The following is an 18333-nucleotide window of genomic DNA, read 5'->3' as shown; positions in this document are numbered from 1 at the left end:
AGCGGCATTATCACTTCACTGTAGCGCAAAGATAAAAAAGCGCGGTGAAGCTGCCGCACCAACAATGACGACGGGGAAAAGACGATGACGAATAAGCTCAAACCCACGCTGGGCACCCTGCATTTGTGGGGCATTGCGGTTGGACTGGTGATTTCTGGTGAATATTTTGGCTGGAGTTACGGCTGGGGCGTGGCGGGCACGCTGGGATTCCTGATCACCACCGCGATGATCGCCACCATGTATACCTGTTTTATTTTCAGCTTCACCGAACTGACCACCGCGATTCCGCATGCGGGCGGCCCGTTTGCCTATAGCCGCCGCGCGTTCGGTGAAACCGGCGGCTTGATCGCTGGCCTCGCCACGCTGATTGAGTTCGTATTCGCACCGCCGGCGATTGCCATGGCGATTGGCGCTTACCTCAACGTGCAATATCCCGATCTCAATCCGAAAACTGCTGCGGTCGGCGCCTATATCGTCTTCATGACGCTGAACATTCTCGGCGTCAAGCTGGCGGCGATGTTCGAATTGGTGGTCACGGTGCTGGCGGTTCTGGAGCTGCTGGTGTTTATGGGCGTGGTTTCGCCGGGCTTCAGCATTGCCAACTTTGCCGCTAACGGCTGGGCGGGCAGCGATCACTTCGGCATGCCGGCGATGTCTGGCATCTTCGCCGCGATTCCGTTCGCTATCTGGTTCTTCCTGGCAATTGAAGGCGCGGCGATGGCGGCCGAAGAGGCCAAAGATCCGAAGCGCACCATTCCCAAGGCCTATATCACCGGCATTCTGACGCTGGTGGTGCTGGCGATTGGCGTGATGCTGCTGGCCGGTGGCGCTGGCGACTGGCGCAAGCTGTCGGACATCAACGATCCGCTGCCGCAGGCGATGAAGATGATCGTTGGTGAAAACTCCAACTGGATGCACATGCTGGTGTGGATTGGTCTGTTTGGGCTGATTGCCAGCTTCCACGGCATTATTCTCGGCTATTCGCGCCAGTTCTTCGCCCTCGCCCGCGCCGGTTATCTGCCACAGAGTTTGGCCAAGCTGTCGCGCTTCCAGACGCCGCACCGCGCGATTATCGCCGGGGGTTTGATTGGTATCGCCGCCATCTACAGCGATGGCTTTATCAATCTGCAAGGCATGACGCTGACCGCCGCGATGATCACCATGGCGGTGTTTGGCGCGATTGTGATGTATCTGATGAGTATGCTGAGCCTGTTTAAACTGCGCCGCACTGCGCCGGAGATGGAACGCAGCTTCCGTGCGCCGGGCTATCCGATTGTGCCCGGCATTGCGCTGGTGCTGTCGCTGGTGTGTCTCGTAGCGATGCTGTGGTTTAACCCGGTGATTGGCGGCCTGTTTGTGGCGATTATGGCGGTGGGATATGTCTACTTCCTGGCAACCAAAGCTCAGCGCGATAACGCGCCGCAGGATTCGATGTTAGTGGGTGAGTAATGTTAGCAGGGGGTTTTGTAGGGTCGCCATTTATGGCGACCTTTTTACATCAACTCACGCTTTAACCGGCCACAACCACGCTGCCCCACGCACACCGCTCGAATCTCCGTGCACCGCCTTCAGCACCGGTGTTTCACATTCGCGGCCAAACACCCACTGCTTCATCAGTGCCGGCACGGTTTGATACAGGCGATCGTTATTACTCATGCCGCCGCCCAGCACAATCACATCGGGATCAAGCAGATTCACCACCTGCGCCAGCGATTTCGCCAGACGCATTTCGTAGCGATTCATCGCCAGTTCCGCCACCGGATCCTGCTGCTCAATCAGCTTGATGATCTCCGCACCTTTCAGCGCTTTACCACTTAGACGCTGATAATCGATAGCGAAACCGGTGCCCGATACAAAGGTCTCAATGCAGCCCTGCAAACCGCAATAACAGGGCACTTCCGCGCGATGGCGCAGTTCATCTTCGTCCATCCACGGCAGCGGATTGTGGCCCCACTCACCGGCATTGCCGTTACCACCAATGCGCGACTCACCGCCAATCGCCACGCCCGCGCCCGATCCGGTGCCAATGATCACCGCGAACACCAGCGGCTGACCCGCGCCCGCGCCATCCACCGCTTCGGAAACCGCCAGACAATTCGCGTCGTTGGCGATGCGCACGTCACGATTCAGCGCCTGCGCTAAATCCTTATCCAGCGGCTGACCGTTCAGCCAGGTGGAGTTGGCGTTTTTCACCCGCTGCGTGTAGGGCGAAATCGTGCCGGGAATGCCGATGCCGACCGTGCCCTGCTGGCCGGTTTTCTCCTCCGCCAGCAGCACTAAATCGACAATCGCCTGAACCGTGGCAGCGTAGTCGTCACGCGGCGTGTTAACGCGATGACGAAACAGCTCCTGACCCTGATCCGACAGTGCAATCACTTCAATTTTGGTACCGCCTAAATCAATCCCGATACGCACGATTTATTCCTCATTATTCGTTCTGGTGACAAATACAGTAGAAGGCTGAATCGGGAAAGGCAATGAAACCAATCCGATGTTTCGCTATCATGCGCGCTGACTTTGAGACTTGTGCGCCCGATCGCACCCACGGTAAGGAATCCCGATGTTGTGGTTTAAAAATATGATGGTTTATCGTCTGAATCGTGACATTCCGCTGTCCGCAGACGATCTGGAAAAGCAGCTCGACGCCTTCACCTTCTCGCCGTGCGGTAGCCAGGATATGGCGAAAACCGGCTGGGTTTCACCGATGGGCAACCGCAGCGAAGCGCTGACGCATGAAATCAACGGTCAGATGGTGATTTGCGCGCGCACCGAGCAAAAAATTCTGCCGTCGCCGGTGGTGAAGCAGGCGCTGGAAGCCAAAATCGACAAGCTGGAAGCGGAACAGAGCCGCAAGCTGAAGAAGACTGAAAAAGATTCGCTGAAAGATGAAGTGCTGCACAGCTTGCTGCCACGCGCGTTTAGCCGTTTCAGCCAGACTTATATGTGGATCGACACCGTTAACAACCTGATCATCGTCGATTGCGCCAGCGCCAAGAAAGCCGAAGATACGCTGGCGCTGCTGCGTAAAAGCCTCGGTTCGCTGCCGGTGGTTCCGTTAACGCTGGAGAATCCGATCGAGCTGACGCTGACCGAATGGGTGCGCTCAGGTGAACTGCCAGCCGGTTTCGCCTTAATGGATGAAGCCGAACTGAAAGCGATGCTGGAAGATGGCGGTGTGATTCGCTGTAAGAAGCAGGATCTGATTTCCGACGAGATCGCCACGCACATTGAAGCCGGTAAAGTGGTCACCAAACTGGCGCTCGACTGGCAGGAACGTATTCAGTTCGTTATCGCCGATGATGCTTCAGTGAAGCGTTTGAAGTTCAGCGACACGCTGCGTGAGCAGAATGATGACATCGACCGCGATGATTTCGCCCAGCGTTTCGATGCCGATTTCATTCTGATGACCAGCGAACTGGCCGCGCTGATCAGCAACCTGGTTGAAGCGCTAGGCGGCGAAGCGAAGCGTTAATTCCCTCGAACCAGGTCGCCATGAATGGCGACCCTACGACAGACCTGCGCGGATTTTCGTAGGGTGCGCATTCATGCGCACCTATTGCTCAGCAATAAAAAAACCTGCTCTTCCAACAGAAGTCGCAGGTTTAAGATGTTCTAAATCTTAAGTTTAGAGATAGCGGCAGAGATAGGAAGAAGGCTCGGCCACCTGCAGATGGAATTCGCTCTGGCCTGGCACGCTGAACACAGCGCCGGCTTCATACCATTTCCACTCGGTTTCACCCGGCAGCAGCACTTTCAGCGCGCCGCTCACCACCGTCATCTCTTCCGGTTGGTTGGTGCCGAAGGTGTATTCACCTTCGGCCATCACGCCAACGCTGGCACGGCCAATGGTCACGCTGTCGAAACCAATGGATTTCACTTTTCCGTCGAAATACTCACTTGTATTGAGCATATTACTTCCTCACAGCACATTATCGTGACTGGCAGATTACTAAGGAACTCGCTGATCTGTCACGCGAATTAGCGCCACAGATCGCAACTTGTGATCTCTCCGCATTAGACGATCAATTCTGCCGCCAGCTTGGCGACCAGCACGTTCGACAGCAGTACCGGAATGCCCAGCATTTTCTGCAGGAAATCACGGTGCTTCTGGTGATAGCCGATGCAATCCAGCACCACCACATCCGCGCCCTGCTCCTGCAGCGACAATCCCGCTTCCACCAAATCGGCCTGCTCCGCCAGATAGGGACTGGCGACGGCAAAGCACGGCGGCGTATCCAGATTGCGCCACTTGTTGGCCTGCTCGGCAATCTGCTCTGCCACCGGCACCACAATGCCGACTTTGTGTTGTTGCACAATCGCCTTAACCAGCGGCGGGATGATGCGATCCGGCTCCAGCAGCAAGGCGGATTGGGTTTTCAGCGCGCCAAATTCGCCGGTGCACAGCAGCAGAATGGTGTCGTAGCCCTGCTCTTCCAGCGCGTTGATCTTACGTTGCAGTCCCTGCTCCACTTTTGGTCCCGACAGGCGCACCTGCTCGCCGCTGAGCATACGCGACACCAGCACCGTTTCGCCCGGCGTGGGCGCATACTGCTGCTCGACTTCGGTCAGCGTCAAACCGTCGAGTAAACCGGCATGCGCCACCTGATCGGCAGGCAGATGTTCCAGCAGCAGCGGCAGAATGTCGCTGCGCGGTGATTGACCAATCGTCAGTGTGACCAGGGAGATATTCATCATCAGGCTTTCCGGGTGCGCAGATGGCTGAGACTACCATACAAAGAGAGCAGCAGAGCGTACTCTTGCGCGTCGTAAAAGTGACAGGTTTCACGCCCGAACTCTTTCGCCACTTCCACCGCAAACTTCACCGCTAAAGCGATATCCACTTCGTGGCTCGCGCCGGTGCCGCAGCCTGGCACCACCGATTCAGCGCAGATCGCCACGCCCACCACCGGCACATCCGTCGCGGTGGAAGGCTGCAAAATACTGTTGAGGTGATAAACCCCGTTGCCGTATGGCGTGATGTCCTGCGTGGTGATCGGGAAGGTGACCGCCGGTTTGCCGCTGGTCATCTCCATGATGCGCAGCAGATCTTCTGAGACGCGCAGGATGTAACCCTCTTTCACCGTCGGCGACAGCGCGTAACCTTTGTGATTGAGGATGCGGTTACCTTTAGTGGTATCGATCGACAAAATCGCATCGACACCCGCAATCACTTCGTTGTCATTCATGGTGATGTCGTCGCACGGCGAATCCATGAAATCGACCGGTTCGTGCGGACGGGTTGGCGCATCCGGGCAGATGTGGGTCGTGATGATCACATCACCGGCCAGCACGTCGCCTTTGGTTTGCATCTGCGCCAGTTTCAAGGCACTGCTCACCGCCGCGACTGCGCCATCGGCGTCTGACACCATCCCAATACGCGTTGGACGCGCACCGATACCGCCAAGACGCCCAATGATGCCAAGCGTTGGTGCGTTGCCGCCGTTGCTTTTTCCCTGCGCACCGGGAATGTCTATACGAACGAAATCGGTCCGCCCTTTTGGCCCGGTGACGCGTTTCGTGCTGGCGGTGACGCCCGGATAGGCCGCGAACAAATCAACTACCTGTTGGCCATCAATGTAAGCGCTATCGAGTAACTCAAAGACCTGCAGTGTCTGCTGTAAACTCATAATGAATTCCCTGGATTATTTCTTGGTGCCACTGGCAAAGAGTGAATGGAAGAAGCTGTAGAGCGCGTCGCCCGCGATAAATCCAGCGGCCATCACCTCCATCGGTGAACGTCCACGCTCGCCCCACACGCGCAGGATGATGATGCGCAGCGTGATGCCCACCATCACCGCCCAACCCGCAGCGGCGTTGTTGATCAATAAACCGGTCGCCAGCAACACACCAAGCTGACGCTTCGGTCCGCCGATCAGCTGAATGATGGCGCCCGGAATCGCCCACATCAGCAGATTTCCAGCAATACCCGGCTCGGCTCCGGCCTGAATGGTTTTGGCATAGACGCGCGCCACCGGCGGCAGCAGATTCTCGGCAAAGAAAATCGTGTGCGCATACCACACCACGGGAATACAGATCACAAAGGCGATCATCGCGGCGATCAGCTGGATGCGGCGACCCCACAGCTCTTGCTGCACATCGGCACCGTTGCCGCGCAGGATAAAGCCGGCTTTCAGGTCATAACCCATATCAGCAAACGCCGGACCGGTGGCGGCAGTAAAGCCGCACAGCAGGCACAACGCCAGCGGCGGGAAGCCAAGCAGAATGCCGAGAATCAGGGTAATCAGCGCCACCGCGAAGGCCGGGAACCAGCCCGAGTGCATGGCGGCAATACCGACAATCAATTCATGCACGAAGGCAGCAAAGGCGGCGTAGAGGATAAACAGCACCAGCATCGGCAGGCCCATTTGGCTCCACAAACCGCCCGCCAGCGCCAGCAGCGTGGAGATGACGATGTAGCCGACGGTGCCGAAACCCAGCGAACGTTTCACTTCGTTGTCGCTGCGGCTGACGTTGACCTGATCATTGCGGCGGCTGCGAATCACCTGCACCACCTGAATCAACGCCACCAAACCTGCACCAACCATCACGCCGTGCGGAATATAGAGCGCGTTGATATCAATGCCAGCAACCGGTTGCGCGTAAGCACGTAACAGGAAGCCAATACCGAGCATGCTCAGCGCCCAGATATTGCCGATAAACGCGGTACCAAATGCTGACATGGGGATCTTCAGCATCGAACCGACGATGCCGCCGACAATGCCCACCACCAGCAACCATGCCTGACGACCACCTTTATCACCGGCTTTGATCGCTTCGGCTGCCGCCACGCCCGGCGGCCATGCATTGCTGGCCGGGAAGACGCGCGTATCAAACAGGCGATAGAGTAAATAAGCATCGAGCAGCATCGCCGCGCTGACGCCGACAAACAGCGGCAGCACCAGCTGCGGCTCGCCCAGCGCCCACGGCACCGCGATTGGCATCAGCAGGCTGTTGGCGGCACCGAAGGTGGCAGAAGAGATGGCGGTTTGCGCGAGGTTTTGGACTTCAATGGAGCGATAGCGACGAAACCATTGCAGTGGAATACGCGCCAGCAGCATGGCAAACAGCGCGCCGATAATAGAGGTATTGGGTGTCACCCCAATGGTGGTAATAAGCTGAACCCCAATGATGGCGCCTGCAACGGACAGCAGAACCAGCATTAAGGCAACGCCAACACTTTTTATTGGATTATTTTGACGCATAAGATCCCCGTATTTTCACCCTGTAGAAAACGCGTTAATTCGCAGCGCCCGACACGCGGGACATCAACGTTTTTATATTAATCGTTCCCTGATTATTGAAATAAGCAGGTCCGAAGACCTGCTATTTCCCTGGTGTGGCGCGAATAAACGCCTTCAAAACTAAAATAGGGTTTCCTGTTTGGACAGGATTATGCGCCGTACTTTTCGGCCATCAGTGCAGCCGTTGCGCGTAGTTCGCTGAGCAGCATCTCCGGATAACCGGGCGCCGCTTCTTGCGATAAAAACGAGAGACAAAGCGCGGCACTTTCACCGCGATGTTTATTGGTTACCGCAACCGCTAACGAGCTGATGCCTGGCAGCGTCTCATTGCGCGCCAGTGCCCAGCCTTGCTGGCGAATCACAGCTAACTCCTGGCATAAGGCATCCACACTCAGTGGCGAATTCATCGACGCCGCCTGCCAGTTGCTGGCAAAACGATCGCGAACTTCTTCATCACTGAGCTGCGCCAGCAGCACGCGTCCGGTCGAGGTGCCGGTTAATGAAACTCGCGTGCCCGGCGGCGTCACCAGTTGGGTGAAGAAACGGCCGTGATACATGCGCATCACCAGCACATCGTCACCATCCAGCACCGAGATATAGCCCATGCAGCCGCTGCTGGCCGCCAGACGCGCCATCGGCGCCGACGCGCTATCCACTAACGGCGTCGACAGATAGTGACCCGCCACCGACAGCAGCACGCGACCAATTTGGAAGCAGCGACTTTCGGTGTCACGCTCAAGTAAGCCTTCACTTTCCATGGTCGCCAGCAGGCGCGATACCGTACTTTTCGGCAAGCCCAACGCATCCACCACCTCGGTAAAGGTTAAGCCGGGATGGCCCTGCGTCACGCCAAAGCGCTGAAACAGCTTCAGTACGGCGGAGGCATTTTCGAGTGTGGTCATGGTGTCGGTTTCACTATATGGAACTGAGTTCCTCTATCAATAAACAGAAAGTAAAGCGCTACGCTTTTGCGGTCAAGCGCAAATTTTAAGCCGGACGTTTCTGGGGGAATTTAAGGCAGAATAAAATACGGCGTGAAGTGGGAAATAAATGACGTAATCAGGTGAGTTAAATATTCAGCAGGAAAGTGTGTAACTTTTTTGGAATATTGCAGTTTTTCGGCTGAGATTCTTTACCCTAAATAGTTCAAGCTGCAGGAAGGCGGCAAATGTGTGAATCCCCAGGAGCTTACTTAGGTAAGTGACTGGGGTGAACACATGCAGCCAACGCACCGGCAGCTTGAAATATGACGGGTAAAGTTAATCTTTATCGGCATCTTCATAGCGCTCTTTTGCATCTTGCGCTTCGGCTTCAGTTTTGTGTTCGCTAATTAACGTATCGGGTTTGGGATGGTCGGCACGTAATTCATACCAGGTGACGGTTTGATCCGCCGAACCTTTTTCAACGGCGACAATACGCGCGACGCGCGGATAGGGTGGTTTAGTTGGCATCGTTTTCCCTCTTCTATCAGTTGTCCACAGACAGCGGTGATCCTCTGCCTAACGCTAAGTATAGACAACTGAGGATCGCTGCAAAAAAACAGAGAGAAATCTGAGGGTTTAGCTGGCGCGCGCCAGAGAAAGCGATTGCAGAATTTGCTCAACCACGCGATCGGGCGATTGCATCGCGTTGACTTCATGATGCGCGGTTTGACGATACAGATGGGCACGCTCACGCAGGATATCGCCCATCTCTTCGGCAATCGGGCGGCCGGTTAACGTAGGACGCTGCGCTGCTTCCGGCTGATGTTCCAGACGATCGGCCAGCACTTCTGAGGGCGCATTCAGCCAAATCACCTGGCCGTGTTCGCGCATAAAGCGACAATTCACTTCAGCCAGCACCATGCCGCCGCCGGTAGCGATGACCGTATTCGGCGCGGTGACCGCACGCAGCGATTCCGTTTCGCGGGCGCGGAAACTATCCCACCCTTCAGACGCCACAATCTCCGCCACGCTGCGTTGCGTAGTGAGTTGCAGATAGTGATCGGTATCGTTAAAGGCATAGCCCAGCGCTTGTGACAGCGCCTTGCCAACAGTGGTTTTACCGCAACCGCGTGCGCCGATCAGATAGATGGGTAATGACATCCGGGCTCATCCTCCGCCGTAATGTGCCGCACGGGCAACGTCATCAGGTCAATAATGCGTCGCATAATACCTGGATTTTATTTTATCAGCCACCCGCGAGGCACGATTTACGCGTATTTCAGTCACATCTTAAGCTAGCCGTTTGAAAAGCCAGCGAAAAACAATGAATGAATCGTGCATCGGGCCAAATGTAACAGCGGCCAACATTTCCTTACCAGGCCGCTGATTTACTTTCTCAAGTCGCGCCCTCATATATGAGGCATACCTTAAAGGAGGGTTCCCCATGCAAAGCGAAGAACAACAACTGATTGAAAATCTGTTCAGCCGACTGAAACAGGCTGAAACGCAAAGCGGCCCGCGTGATGCTGGCGCAGAGCAGTTAATCAAACAGCATTTACAGAATCAGCCCGGCGCGCCTTACTACATGTCGCAGGCGATCCTGATTCAGGAAGCGGCGTTGAAAAAACTCAACGCGCAGGTTACGGATCTGGAAAATCGTCTGGCGCAGGCGCAGCAGCAACAGGCACCGCAGCAGAGCAGCGGCGGTTTTCTCTCAAGCTTGTTTGGCGGCGGATCGCGCCCGGCAGCGCAACAGCAACCGGCGTGGGGTAATCCACCGCCGCAGCCGCAACAGCAGTATGCGCCAGCGCCACAACAGCAATATGCTCCGGCGGCACGCGGCACCGGCTTCCTCGGCGGCGCATTGCAAACGGCAGTTGGTGTGGCGGGCGGCGTGGTGATGGCGGATATGCTGACCAGCATGTTCCACCATTCACAGCCAGAAGAGATCGTTAACATCATCAACGAGCCGGCGCTGCCGCAGGTGGATAACAGCCTCGACACCTTTAACGGCAACGACAGCAACAACGCGTTCCTTAACAACGATAATTCGGGTTGGGATAACAACGTTGCGGATAACAATGATTTCGGCGATTTTGGCGGTGACTACGATGACGATGACAGCTTCGTTTGATTAGCGCTGACGTAACCACTTATCCAGTTCGTTAGCAAACAGTTGGCGGTCGCGTTGGCTCAAGGTCGACGGGCCGCCACTCTGAATCCCGCTGGCGCGCATCGTCTCCATAAAGTCACGCATGGTTAAGCGCTGACGAATGGTGTCAGTCGAGTAACGTTCTCCGCGCGGATTCAACGCCGCAGCGCCCTTCTCCAGCACTTCCGCAGCCAGCGGAATATCGCCGGTGATCACCAACTCGCCAGGCTGCACCCGTTTCACAATCTCGTTATCCGCCACATCAAACCCGGCAGCGACCTGTAGCGTTTTCAGCCACGGCGACGGCGGCACGCGCAGCGGCTGGTTGGCGACAAAGGTCACGGTAACTTTGGTGCGCTCGGCCGCGCGGTACAGCACTTCTTTGATGACATTGGGACAGGCATCCGCATCAACCCAAATCGACATGATGAATCCTTCTTAACCGGCAATGAGGCTGATCTTGCCGTGCTGCGGCAGAATCGCAACTGTTTTTGCTGGCCGCCCGCCTTGTTATTAATCCCTGCTGACGTAAGCTTACCCCCACAGAAAATGAACCACTTAGAGGATAAAGCGATGCTGGAGAAGAAAATCGGGTTTGTCGGCTGCGGCAATATGGCGAAAGCCATTATTAGCGGACTGGTCAACAGCGGGCAGATCGCCCCCGCCAATATCTGGGTATTCGACCGTAAGCCCGCCACCAATCAGGCGATGGCGCAGCAATATGGCGTCACCGCCGCAGATAGCGTGGAAAGTCTGGCGCGCGAAGTGGATATCCTGTTTGGCGCGGTGAAACCTAATGTGATTCTCAAAGTGCTGAAAGATCTTGCCGGCCAGCTGAAGAAAGATGTGCTGGTGGTCTCGATTGCGGCAGGCGTGACGCTGGATTCTCTGGCGTCGGTGCTCGGCCACGATCGCAAAATCATCCGCGTGATGCCCAATACGCCCTCGCTGGTGAACGAAGGCATGACCTCGGTGACGCCAAACGTGCTGGTGGAAGCGCATGAGGTGGATGAAGTGGTGGGGATTTTCGAGAGCTTCGGCAAAGCGGCGGTGGTGAATGAATACCTGATTCACGCGGTGGTTGGCGTCAGTGGCTCAGCGCCAGCGTATGTGTTTATGTTTATCGAAGCGATGGCCGATGCAGCGGTGCTCGGCGGCATGCCGCGTGCGCAGGCGTATCAGTTCGCGGCGCAGGCGGTAAAAGGCTCGGCGCAGATGGTGCTGGAAACCGGTAAGCATCCGGGCGAGCTGAAAGATATGGTGTGCTCGCCAGGCGGCACCACCATCGAAGCGGTGAAAGTGCTGGAAGAGAAAGGCTTCCGCGCGGCGGTGATTAACGCGATGCAGCAGTGTATGGCGAAGTCAGAGGCGTTGAGTAAGCAGTGATCGTAGTTGTAGGGTCGCCATTCATGGCGACCTTTGAACACCGATTCTACCCCTGATACGCCTCATACAACGCAATACCCTGCGCCAGCGTCATGGGCTGCTGCATCTCCTGCACCAGCGCTGCCGTCAGCGTATACAGCCCGGCAGAACATACCGCCGCAATCATCCCTTTCTGACAATAAAAAGCGATAAACTGCTTATTCTGCAGCGATCCTAGCAACCGGTAATCATCCCACTCTTCCGCATGCCCCAAATACTCATAACGCGTCCCGTAATGCGCGGTCCAGAAGAACGGCACGCGATCATACAGGATCTGTTTCCCTAACATATTCAGCGCCGCGATGCGTCCTTGTTGATGCGCCACGCGATAGTGCTCAATGCGTTGTGGGCCATGCACCGACGGATAGCTGGCGATATCACCGGCCACCCAGATGTTATCAGCTACGCGCAGCTGGCTGTCGGTAAGCAAACTGCCATCCTCTTCCAGCGGCAGATCGTGGATGAATGTTGTCGCTGGCACCACGCCTGTACCAAACAGCACCAAACTGGCATCGACTTTTTTGCCACTCTTTAGGCGCACCGCATTCACTTTGCCCTCGCCTTCCAGCGCCACCGGATCGCCTTCGACAAACTTCACGCCGTTGCTGCGATGTAGATCGTAAAAATGGCGGCCAATCTCTTCGCCAAACTGTTTAGTAAACGGCAGCGGATGGCGCGCAATCACCGTGACATCAACATCACGATTACGCAGCGATCCCGCCATCTCCATGCCAATAAAACTGTTGCCGATAATCACCAGTTGCTCGGTCTTATCGACTTCCTTTAGTAGTTCATCGGCCTGATTGAGCGAGCGCAACAGATGCACGCCGTCGAGATCTTTACCCGGTATATCCAGCGCTTGCGGCACGCTGCCGCTGGCAATCAACAGTTGGTCAAACTTCACCTGCCGGCCGCCTTTAAGGATCAGCGTTTGCTCAAGTACTTTGAGCTGCTCGACATCGCCCTGAATCCGCTCCACCGTGCCCAGCACATCCTGCTTCAGCAGCTTCGGTACATCTTCAATCGCCATTTTGCCTGAAGGCACGAATTTGCTCAGCGCGGTGCGATCGTAAGGCGCAGCCGATTCCCGCTCAATCAGCACGATGTGCCCGCTAAAACCTTCATCGCGCAGCGTCCAGATCGCCGCGCTGCCCGCCGCGCCCGAGCCGAGAATCACGCAAACCGGCGACTCACCTTGTGCGGAAGACACACTGGCGGGCGACATCGCCTGCGGGCTAACCAGCACTTTACCCTGTTCAATGCGCACCGGATAACGCTTCAGATTCGCCAGCGCCAGCGGCTCGCACATCTGACCATCCTGTAGCTGAAATACCGCTTTGTGCCACGGACAGATCAGCTTGTCGCCACACACCGCGCCCTGCTCTAACGGCGCACCGGCGTGCGGACATTTGGCCTGAAACGCCTGCACACGCTCATCATCACGAATCAACACCACATCGGTGTCGCCGACGGTAAATTTGGTGGGTTTGCGCTGCGCTAGCGACTTGAGTTCCACGACAGTTTGATAGCTCACGTTAGGCCTCCTTTCTTCTGGTTTTTGATGTAAACAGCAAATCCCTACAAAGAGTAAGCCTGGCAAAGCGTGGTGATTTGTCCGCAACAACAAAGCGCAGCGAGAGGTAAGTCGTTGTTTAATCGCTAAAGATAATCTGCGTTTTCACTCCACACCGCAGCGCCTTGCTTCACACAGCCGCGCAGCGCCACGCTGCCATCCGGCTGAGCAGCAAGCAGCAACACATCGGCGGGAGCGCCGCAGGCTAAACCTTGCTGCTGCGGCAGATTGAGCTGGCGCGCCGGACGTATGGAGGCCATCTCAATCGCCTGCGCCAGCGTCGCCAGTTGCTGGCGCAGCAGGAAATTCACGCCCTCCAGCAAACCACGCGCCGATCCCGCCAGCAGTTGCGGTGCATCGGCGATGCTCAGGCGTCCGCTGGCGCTGAGCTGCACGCGGCCACCAATCGCCGTGTCATAGATGCCCGGCGGCTGCCCGGCAAACGAAGTGACGTCACTGACCAGCAACGCTTGCTCGCCTTTGGCACGCAGGAACACTTTCAGCACGTCCGCCGGCAGGTGATCGCCATCGGCAATCAAGGTAGCCGTCAGCGCATCTTCAGCCAGCTGCTGCCAGATGTAATTGGGATGGCGTGGCAGTTGCAGATGCGCGCCGTTACCGAGATGAGTGGAGAGCGTGGCACCCGCGTCAACCGCCGCATGAATTTGCTCTGGCGTAGCGGAAGTGTGCCCAATGGCGACGCGCACCTGCTGCGCCACACAATGCTTGATCAGCGCATCGCTGTGCGGCCATTCCGGTGACAGCGTCAGCAGGCGAATATGCTGCTGCGCTGCTTGCTGCCAGCTGTCGAACAGCGCGATATCCGGTGCGCGAATCGCCTCGCGCGGATGCGCGCCGCGCGGCCCATCTTCAGGCGACAGAAACGGTCCTTCCAGATGAAAACCGGGCACGGCGCGTGCCACGTCAGGATGATGCTGGCAGGCGCTGGCGAGTCGCTGCATCGCCTGCGCAATCTCCTCCGGCATGGCGGTGATCACCGTCGGCAAAAAACTGGTGACGCCCTGCTGCCACAGCGCGCGCGTGGCGTGCAGCACATCCTCTTCGCTGAAGGGAAAATGGTTGAAATCGACGCCCTGAAAGCCGTTGACCTGCAGATCGACCAAGCCCGGCGCGAGGATAATCTCCTCTTCCAGTTCGCTCAGCGCGCGCACATCGATAATGGTGCCGTGCTCAATTTCCAGCTCAATCGGTTGCAACGTGCGGTAATCACGGCCGCGCAAAATGAGGTTAGTCAAACGTCACCTCCGGGCAGGCATCGCTGTCGGTATAGAGCGTGCAATCGGCATGCTGGCGCAGACACGTCGCCGGACAGGCGGTGGAGATCGCATCATCAAGCGTTGCCCGCACCGCCGCGCGTTTAGTGGCGCCCGGCACCATGCAGAACAGCCGCGTTCCGCTCATCAGCGCGGGAATCGTTAGCGTCACGGCATGGGTAGGCACCGCAGCGAAAGTGGCGAAACAGCCATCGTTGACCTGCTGCTGGCGGCAGGCATCATCCAGCTGCACTACTTTCACAGTGAAAGGATCGCTGAAGTCGGCCACCGGCGGATCGTTGAAGGCTAAATGGCCGTTCTCGCCAATGCCGAGACATACCGCATCAATCGGAGCGGCATTAAGTTTTTTAGCGTAATCCGCACAAATCATGGCAGGATCGCCGCAAGAGGGGATCAAATTAACTTCGCCAGGCTGCACCACATCAAAAAGTTTCTGGCGTAAAAAGTGGCTAAAACGCTGTGGCGCATCCGCCTCCAGCCCGATGTACTCATCCATATGGAAGGCGTGAATACGCGACCAGTCGATATCTTTCGCCGCAACCAGCGCGGCGAGAAACTCATTTTGCGAAGGCGCGGCGGCAAACACCATGCGCACCACATGCTGTTTACTCAGCCGTTGACGCAGAAACGCGGCCACATCCTGAGCCGCATCCGCACCCAACGCCGCGCGGCTGGCGAAGCGTTTGATGTGTAAGCGATCTCGGGTTCCCTGTTGTAATAGCGTCATGTTATCCCTCCTGAGAGACGTTGCTTTTGTGCGCCCAGCGCTGTGCGGCGGGCGCATCCTGATCCTGATTGAGTGCATTCAGCAGCTGATCCACTTCCGGACGAACCGGCGCGCGGCGCAACCAGCCCATCACCACAAACAGCACCAGTGAAGACATCACTGGCGCGGCCACCACGGTGGCGGTGCTGACATCGGTAAAGATGAATTTCACGCAAAAGAAGGTGCCGACGCCAATCGCCCAACTCACCAGTGCGGCGGCGCTGCCGCTGCGACGAAACGCCGGCAGCAAACCCAGCAGCATGGGAATGGAGATCGGCCCCACTAAGCCGCCAAACCAGATGATCAGCAGCGACAGCACGCCGCCGAAGTGGCTGGCGTTCATGGCAATCACCAGCGTGGTGATAATGAAGAGGAAAGCGGTGAGCCGCGCCACCAGCAGCGAGCTTTTACCGCGCTGAAAGCGTTTCGGCAGCATGCCAGGCAGGATATCGCGCGTCACCACGGCGGTAATGGCGTTGGCATCCGAAGAGGTCATCGATAGCGTGTGAGTAAACATCGCCACCAGCACCAAACCGACTAAGCCATTCGGCAGCAGTTCCATCGCCATCATCGAATAGGATCGCGACGGATCGCTGAGATTTGGGAACAAAAGCGGCGCCGCCCACATTGGCCAGAACAGAATCAGCGGCCAGATCAGATAGAGCGCGGCTGAGAGACGCGCCGCTTTGCGCGCATCGCGGCCAGCGGGCGCGGCAATAAAGCGCTGCGCCAGATTCCAGGTGCCACCGTTGTAGCTCAGCGTGTAGATGACAAAATAGGCGAGAATAAAGCCGATGCTGTACGGCTCCTGAATAATCTGCGTGTGGGTTGACGGCAGCTTCTGCCAGATGGTGAACAGCTCAGCAAAACCGCCGAGATGCACCGCCACCGCTATCACCATCACAATCGCGGCGACAAACTGCACCACGAACTGACCGAAGTCGTTGCAGGCATCTGCCCACAATCCGCCCATCACGGTGTAAAACAAACTCAGCGCGCCGGAAACACAGATGCCGATCAGCGGATCGAGTCCGGTGAAGACGTTAATAATCACCGCAATTGCCGCCCACTTCGCGCCAACGTCAAAGGTTTTCAGCAGCACGCCGCTCCACGCCAGCACCATTTGCGTGGGCAGGTTGTAGCGCGTGGCGAGATATTCCATCGGCGATTCGATGTTCATATAGATACGCAAGCGCGCCCAGCGCGGCGCGAACAGGCGTGAACCGATCAACACCGCGATAGCGATGGGAAACGCCCACCAAAAATAGATGGTGATGCCCATGTTGTAGGCCACCGCCGCATAGGCGACAAACACCGCCGCGCTGTAGCCCGACATATGATGCGACACGCCCGACAGCCACCACGGCATTTTGCCGCCGGCGGCAAAGAAATCACGCGTGCTGCCCACCTTGCGCATCGCCCACAAGGTTATAGCCACAATCATCAGCGCATAAAGCGCCATCACAGCATAATCAAGCACATTCATAGCAGACTCCACAGGTAAAGGCTGCCCAACGAACGGTCCGGCTTCGCGGGGATTAGGCGTTCAGAATAATTAGTCATTATTTAGGACTAAAGCATCCTGGCAGCGTTATCGGTGCAGTTTTGTGATGAGGATCCTGATATGAGTTTTTCCTCTGACGTGATAAGTAAAATTAAATACCACTGCGCTGCAGCTTACAGCAATAAAAAAAGGGTTCACGCTAAACATGAACCCTTATTACTTTTCACGCAGGTTTGATTTAATAAAACGGGGCTAACCGTTAATTAAATCAGCTTTTCTTCAGGCACGAACTCATAAACGTTTTACGTGCATCGCCGGTGAGCTTTTTATCGCCCGCATCAGCATTACAGGTTTTCATCTTCATTTGTTGCGGCGTCATGTTGCCCATTTTGCTGTCTTTTTTCAGACAGTCACTCATAAAGCTTTTACGCGCATCGCCTTTCAGATTTTGTGTACCGGCGCTCTGGTTACACATGGTCATTTTTTCCTGCTGTGCGGTTTTCTCAGCCGCACTCGCACCACCTGCGATCAGCAAGCCTGCTGTCATTATTGCCAAAAGACACGATTTCATTACCGGATTCTCCATAGCATTATTGCCACCTAAGCATGGCACGGAATAAGCAAATACGAGAAATCGATAATGACATTCGCCTGAAAAAACAGGCGATAGCCGTTAAACGCGGGGATGATGCAGCAACTTCTCTACGTAATTACGCAACATGGTGGTATCGGGCGTTTCAGCAGCGGGGGCGACGGGCGGCATGGCTAATTTAATAGCGGCCTCAATGTCGTGGAATTGTTCGGGATTCAGTTTGCGCAGCATCGCGGTTAACACGATTTCTAACGCCTCAACCTGAACCACTAATTCTTTAGACTCTTCTTCTTTTTCAGCCAGCTTTAGAAGGAGTTCCGCAATCAGGTTTTTCATGCGACAAGCTCAATGAGAGAAGAAAAACAGACGTTAGCATTGCGCAGAATAAAACAACAAGGATTTTTAAGGGTTTTCAGAAAAAAACAGCCAAACGGCAGAATAAAAAAACCGGCTAGATTTCAATATGTAATAGCGAAACGTTTCACTGGACGTTTAAAGATTTATTGAAACGTTTCGCTTACCTATACCCTAAATAATTCGAGTTGCAGGAAGGCGGCAAGTGCAATCATCCTCAGGAGCTTACTTCAGTAAGTGACTGAAGGTGAATGCACGCAGCCAACGCACCTGCAGCTTGAAGTATGACGGGTATTAATGTGGGCCCATAAATCCGCGTCCCGGACCGCCACCACCATGACCGCCGCCCCAACCGCCGCCGCCCGGAGGTGGGAAAATACAACCGCTCAGCGCGGTGACCAGTGCCACAACTGCGGCGATTTTAATAATACGGACCATAATTACCTCGGAATGGTGAAATCGGGCTGAGTGTATGAGGCCGCATCGGGCGCGACAATACAGAATTCTC

Annotated in this window: 20 protein-coding genes; 4 read left to right on the top strand and 16 right to left on the bottom strand. The window is 56.1% G+C overall.

The window, feature by feature from the left end; translation table 11 throughout:
• Positions 1-84: 84 nt before the first annotated feature.
• Entirely contained in the window at positions 85-1449 is a 1365-nt protein-coding gene (gene eat, locus NR302_RS04785) for an ethanolamine permease (RefSeq protein ID WP_061717487.1), read from the top strand.
• Between the two features lie 54 nt (positions 1450-1503).
• On the opposite strand, the gene mak is transcribed toward eat, so the two are convergent.
• Positions 1504-2415, bottom strand: a complete 912-nt coding sequence (gene mak, locus NR302_RS04780; protein WP_008106071.1) for a fructokinase — start codon at positions 2413-2415, stop codon at positions 1504-1506.
• Between the two features lie 145 nt (positions 2416-2560).
• Here mak and rdgC point away from each other — a divergent pair, with 145 nt between their 5' ends.
• The gene (rdgC, locus tag NR302_RS04775; protein WP_008106069.1) at positions 2561-3472 is read left to right on the top strand and encodes a recombination-associated protein RdgC; all 912 of its coding nucleotides are present in this window, start codon (positions 2561-2563) and stop codon (positions 3470-3472) included.
• Between the two features lie 153 nt (positions 3473-3625).
• Here the strand turns inward: rdgC and ppnP are convergent, their stop codons facing one another.
• The 7 genes from ppnP to aroL all read right to left on the bottom strand — a co-directional run bounded on the left by ppnP (position 3626) and on the right by aroL (position 9325).
• Positions 3626-3910, bottom strand: coding sequence for a pyrimidine/purine nucleoside phosphorylase (ppnP, locus tag NR302_RS04770; protein WP_008106067.1), 285 nt, complete (start codon positions 3908-3910; stop codon positions 3626-3628).
• 104 nt (positions 3911-4014) lie between these two features.
• A complete protein-coding gene (locus NR302_RS04765) occupies positions 4015-4692 on the bottom strand; it encodes an AroM family protein (RefSeq protein WP_258145158.1) in 678 nt (225 codons plus the stop codon).
• Positions 4693-4694: 2 nt separating this feature from the next.
• Positions 4695-5627 (bottom strand): DUF1177 domain-containing protein, encoded by a 933-nt coding sequence (locus tag NR302_RS04760; protein ID WP_061717490.1) that lies wholly within the window; start codon positions 5625-5627, stop codon positions 4695-4697.
• Positions 5628-5642: 15 nt separating this feature from the next.
• Positions 5643-7202, bottom strand: a complete 1560-nt coding sequence (locus NR302_RS04755; RefSeq protein WP_258144689.1) for an OPT/YSL family transporter — start codon at positions 7200-7202, stop codon at positions 5643-5645.
• A gap of 188 nt (positions 7203-7390) precedes the next feature.
• Positions 7391-8143, bottom strand: coding sequence for an IclR family transcriptional regulator (locus NR302_RS04750; RefSeq protein WP_154191709.1), 753 nt, complete (start codon positions 8141-8143; stop codon positions 7391-7393).
• Between the two features lie 357 nt (positions 8144-8500).
• Positions 8501-8692, bottom strand: coding sequence for a YaiA family protein (locus NR302_RS04745; protein ID WP_061717492.1), 192 nt, complete (start codon positions 8690-8692; stop codon positions 8501-8503).
• Between the two features lie 108 nt (positions 8693-8800).
• Positions 8801-9325 carry a shikimate kinase AroL gene (gene aroL / locus NR302_RS04740; RefSeq protein ID WP_008106055.1) on the bottom strand — a complete coding sequence of 175 codons (525 nt, stop codon included), beginning with the start codon at positions 9323-9325 and terminating at the stop codon, positions 8801-8803.
• A 283-nt stretch (positions 9326-9608) separates the two neighbouring features.
• Between aroL and NR302_RS04735 the strand changes: the two genes are divergently transcribed.
• Entirely contained in the window at positions 9609-10298 is a 690-nt protein-coding gene (locus NR302_RS04735; RefSeq protein WP_258144688.1) for a DUF2076 domain-containing protein, read from the top strand.
• On the opposite strand, the gene NR302_RS04730 is transcribed toward NR302_RS04735, so the two are convergent.
• Positions 10299-10742: a YaiI/YqxD family protein gene (locus NR302_RS04730; RefSeq protein ID WP_008106050.1), complete on the bottom strand. Its 444-nt coding sequence runs from the start codon at positions 10740-10742 to the stop codon at positions 10299-10301.
• Between the two features lie 147 nt (positions 10743-10889).
• Between NR302_RS04730 and proC the strand changes: the two genes are divergently transcribed.
• The gene (gene proC, locus NR302_RS04725; RefSeq protein ID WP_064740399.1) at positions 10890-11702 is read left to right on the top strand and encodes a pyrroline-5-carboxylate reductase; all 813 of its coding nucleotides are present in this window, start codon (positions 10890-10892) and stop codon (positions 11700-11702) included.
• A gap of 46 nt (positions 11703-11748) precedes the next feature.
• Here the strand turns inward: proC and NR302_RS04720 are convergent, their stop codons facing one another.
• From NR302_RS04720 to NR302_RS04690, 7 genes are all read right to left on the bottom strand, one after another.
• Entirely contained in the window at positions 11749-13275 is a 1527-nt protein-coding gene (locus NR302_RS04720) for an FAD-dependent oxidoreductase (RefSeq protein WP_258144687.1), read from the bottom strand.
• A 125-nt stretch (positions 13276-13400) separates the two neighbouring features.
• The gene (locus tag NR302_RS04715) at positions 13401-14570 is read right to left on the bottom strand and encodes an N-acetylglucosamine-6-phosphate deacetylase (RefSeq protein WP_258144686.1); all 1170 of its coding nucleotides are present in this window, start codon (positions 14568-14570) and stop codon (positions 13401-13403) included.
• Complete coding sequence (locus tag NR302_RS04710) at positions 14563-15336, bottom strand: glucosamine-6-phosphate deaminase (RefSeq protein WP_258144685.1); 774 nt, start codon at positions 15334-15336, stop codon at positions 14563-14565. Before NR302_RS04710 ends, NR302_RS04715 begins: the two co-directional genes overlap by 8 nt.
• A gap of 1 nt (position 15337) precedes the next feature.
• Entirely contained in the window at positions 15338-16861 is a 1524-nt protein-coding gene (locus NR302_RS04705; RefSeq protein ID WP_154183124.1) for a sodium:solute symporter family protein, read from the bottom strand.
• Between the two features lie 286 nt (positions 16862-17147).
• Positions 17148-17450, bottom strand: coding sequence for a PsiF family protein (locus NR302_RS04700; RefSeq protein WP_008106038.1), 303 nt, complete (start codon positions 17448-17450; stop codon positions 17148-17150).
• 102 nt (positions 17451-17552) lie between these two features.
• Positions 17553-17807, bottom strand: a complete 255-nt coding sequence (gene iraP, locus NR302_RS04695) for an anti-adapter protein IraP (protein ID WP_008106035.1) — start codon at positions 17805-17807, stop codon at positions 17553-17555.
• A gap of 312 nt (positions 17808-18119) precedes the next feature.
• Positions 18120-18263, bottom strand: coding sequence for a hypothetical protein (locus NR302_RS04690; RefSeq protein ID WP_008106033.1), 144 nt, complete (start codon positions 18261-18263; stop codon positions 18120-18122).
• Positions 18264-18333 lie beyond the last annotated feature (70 nt).

The sequence above is a fragment of the Pantoea sp. SOD02 genome (assembly GCF_024707505.1).
Lineage (GTDB): Bacteria > Pseudomonadota > Gammaproteobacteria > Enterobacterales > Enterobacteriaceae > Pantoea > Pantoea symbiotica.
The sequence above is the reverse complement of the archived record's forward strand: the minus strand, read 5'-3'. Positions and strand labels throughout refer to the sequence as shown.

What these genes read in the sequence shown, in the direction of transcription:
- eat (WP_061717487.1), top strand. Translation starts at nt 85, where the DNA reads ATGACGAATAAGCTCAAACCCACGCTGGGCACCCTGCATTTGTGGGGC.
- rdgC (WP_008106069.1), top strand. Translation starts at nt 2,561, where the DNA reads ATGTTGTGGTTTAAAAATATGATGGTTTATCGTCTGAATCGTGACATT.
- ppnP (WP_008106067.1), bottom strand. Translation starts at nt 3,910, where the DNA reads ATGCTCAATACAAGTGAGTATTTCGACGGAAAAGTGAAATCCATTGGT.
- NR302_RS04765 (WP_258145158.1), bottom strand. Translation starts at nt 4,692, where the DNA reads ATGAATATCTCCCTGGTCACACTGACGATTGGTCAATCACCGCGCAGC.
- NR302_RS04760 (WP_061717490.1), bottom strand. Translation starts at nt 5,627, where the DNA reads ATGAGTTTACAGCAGACACTGCAGGTCTTTGAGTTACTCGATAGCGCT.
- NR302_RS04755 (WP_258144689.1), bottom strand. Translation starts at nt 7,202, where the DNA reads ATGCGTCAAAATAATCCAATAAAAAGTGTTGGCGTTGCCTTAATGCTG.
- NR302_RS04750 (WP_154191709.1), bottom strand. Translation starts at nt 8,143, where the DNA reads ATGACCACACTCGAAAATGCCTCCGCCGTACTGAAGCTGTTTCAGCGC.
- NR302_RS04745 (WP_061717492.1), bottom strand. Translation starts at nt 8,692, where the DNA reads ATGCCAACTAAACCACCCTATCCGCGCGTCGCGCGTATTGTCGCCGTT.
- aroL (WP_008106055.1), bottom strand. Translation starts at nt 9,325, where the DNA reads ATGTCATTACCCATCTATCTGATCGGCGCACGCGGTTGCGGTAAAACC.
- NR302_RS04735 (WP_258144688.1), top strand. Translation starts at nt 9,609, where the DNA reads ATGCAAAGCGAAGAACAACAACTGATTGAAAATCTGTTCAGCCGACTG.
- NR302_RS04730 (WP_008106050.1), bottom strand. Translation starts at nt 10,742, where the DNA reads ATGTCGATTTGGGTTGATGCGGATGCCTGTCCCAATGTCATCAAAGAA.
- proC (WP_064740399.1), top strand. Translation starts at nt 10,890, where the DNA reads ATGCTGGAGAAGAAAATCGGGTTTGTCGGCTGCGGCAATATGGCGAAA.
- NR302_RS04710 (WP_258144685.1), bottom strand. Translation starts at nt 15,336, where the DNA reads ATGACGCTATTACAACAGGGAACCCGAGATCGCTTACACATCAAACGC.
- NR302_RS04705 (WP_154183124.1), bottom strand. Translation starts at nt 16,861, where the DNA reads ATGAATGTGCTTGATTATGCTGTGATGGCGCTTTATGCGCTGATGATT.
- NR302_RS04700 (WP_008106038.1), bottom strand. Translation starts at nt 17,450, where the DNA reads ATGAAATCGTGTCTTTTGGCAATAATGACAGCAGGCTTGCTGATCGCA.
- iraP (WP_008106035.1), bottom strand. Translation starts at nt 17,807, where the DNA reads ATGAAAAACCTGATTGCGGAACTCCTTCTAAAGCTGGCTGAAAAAGAA.
- NR302_RS04690 (WP_008106033.1), bottom strand. Translation starts at nt 18,263, where the DNA reads ATGGTCCGTATTATTAAAATCGCCGCAGTTGTGGCACTGGTCACCGCG.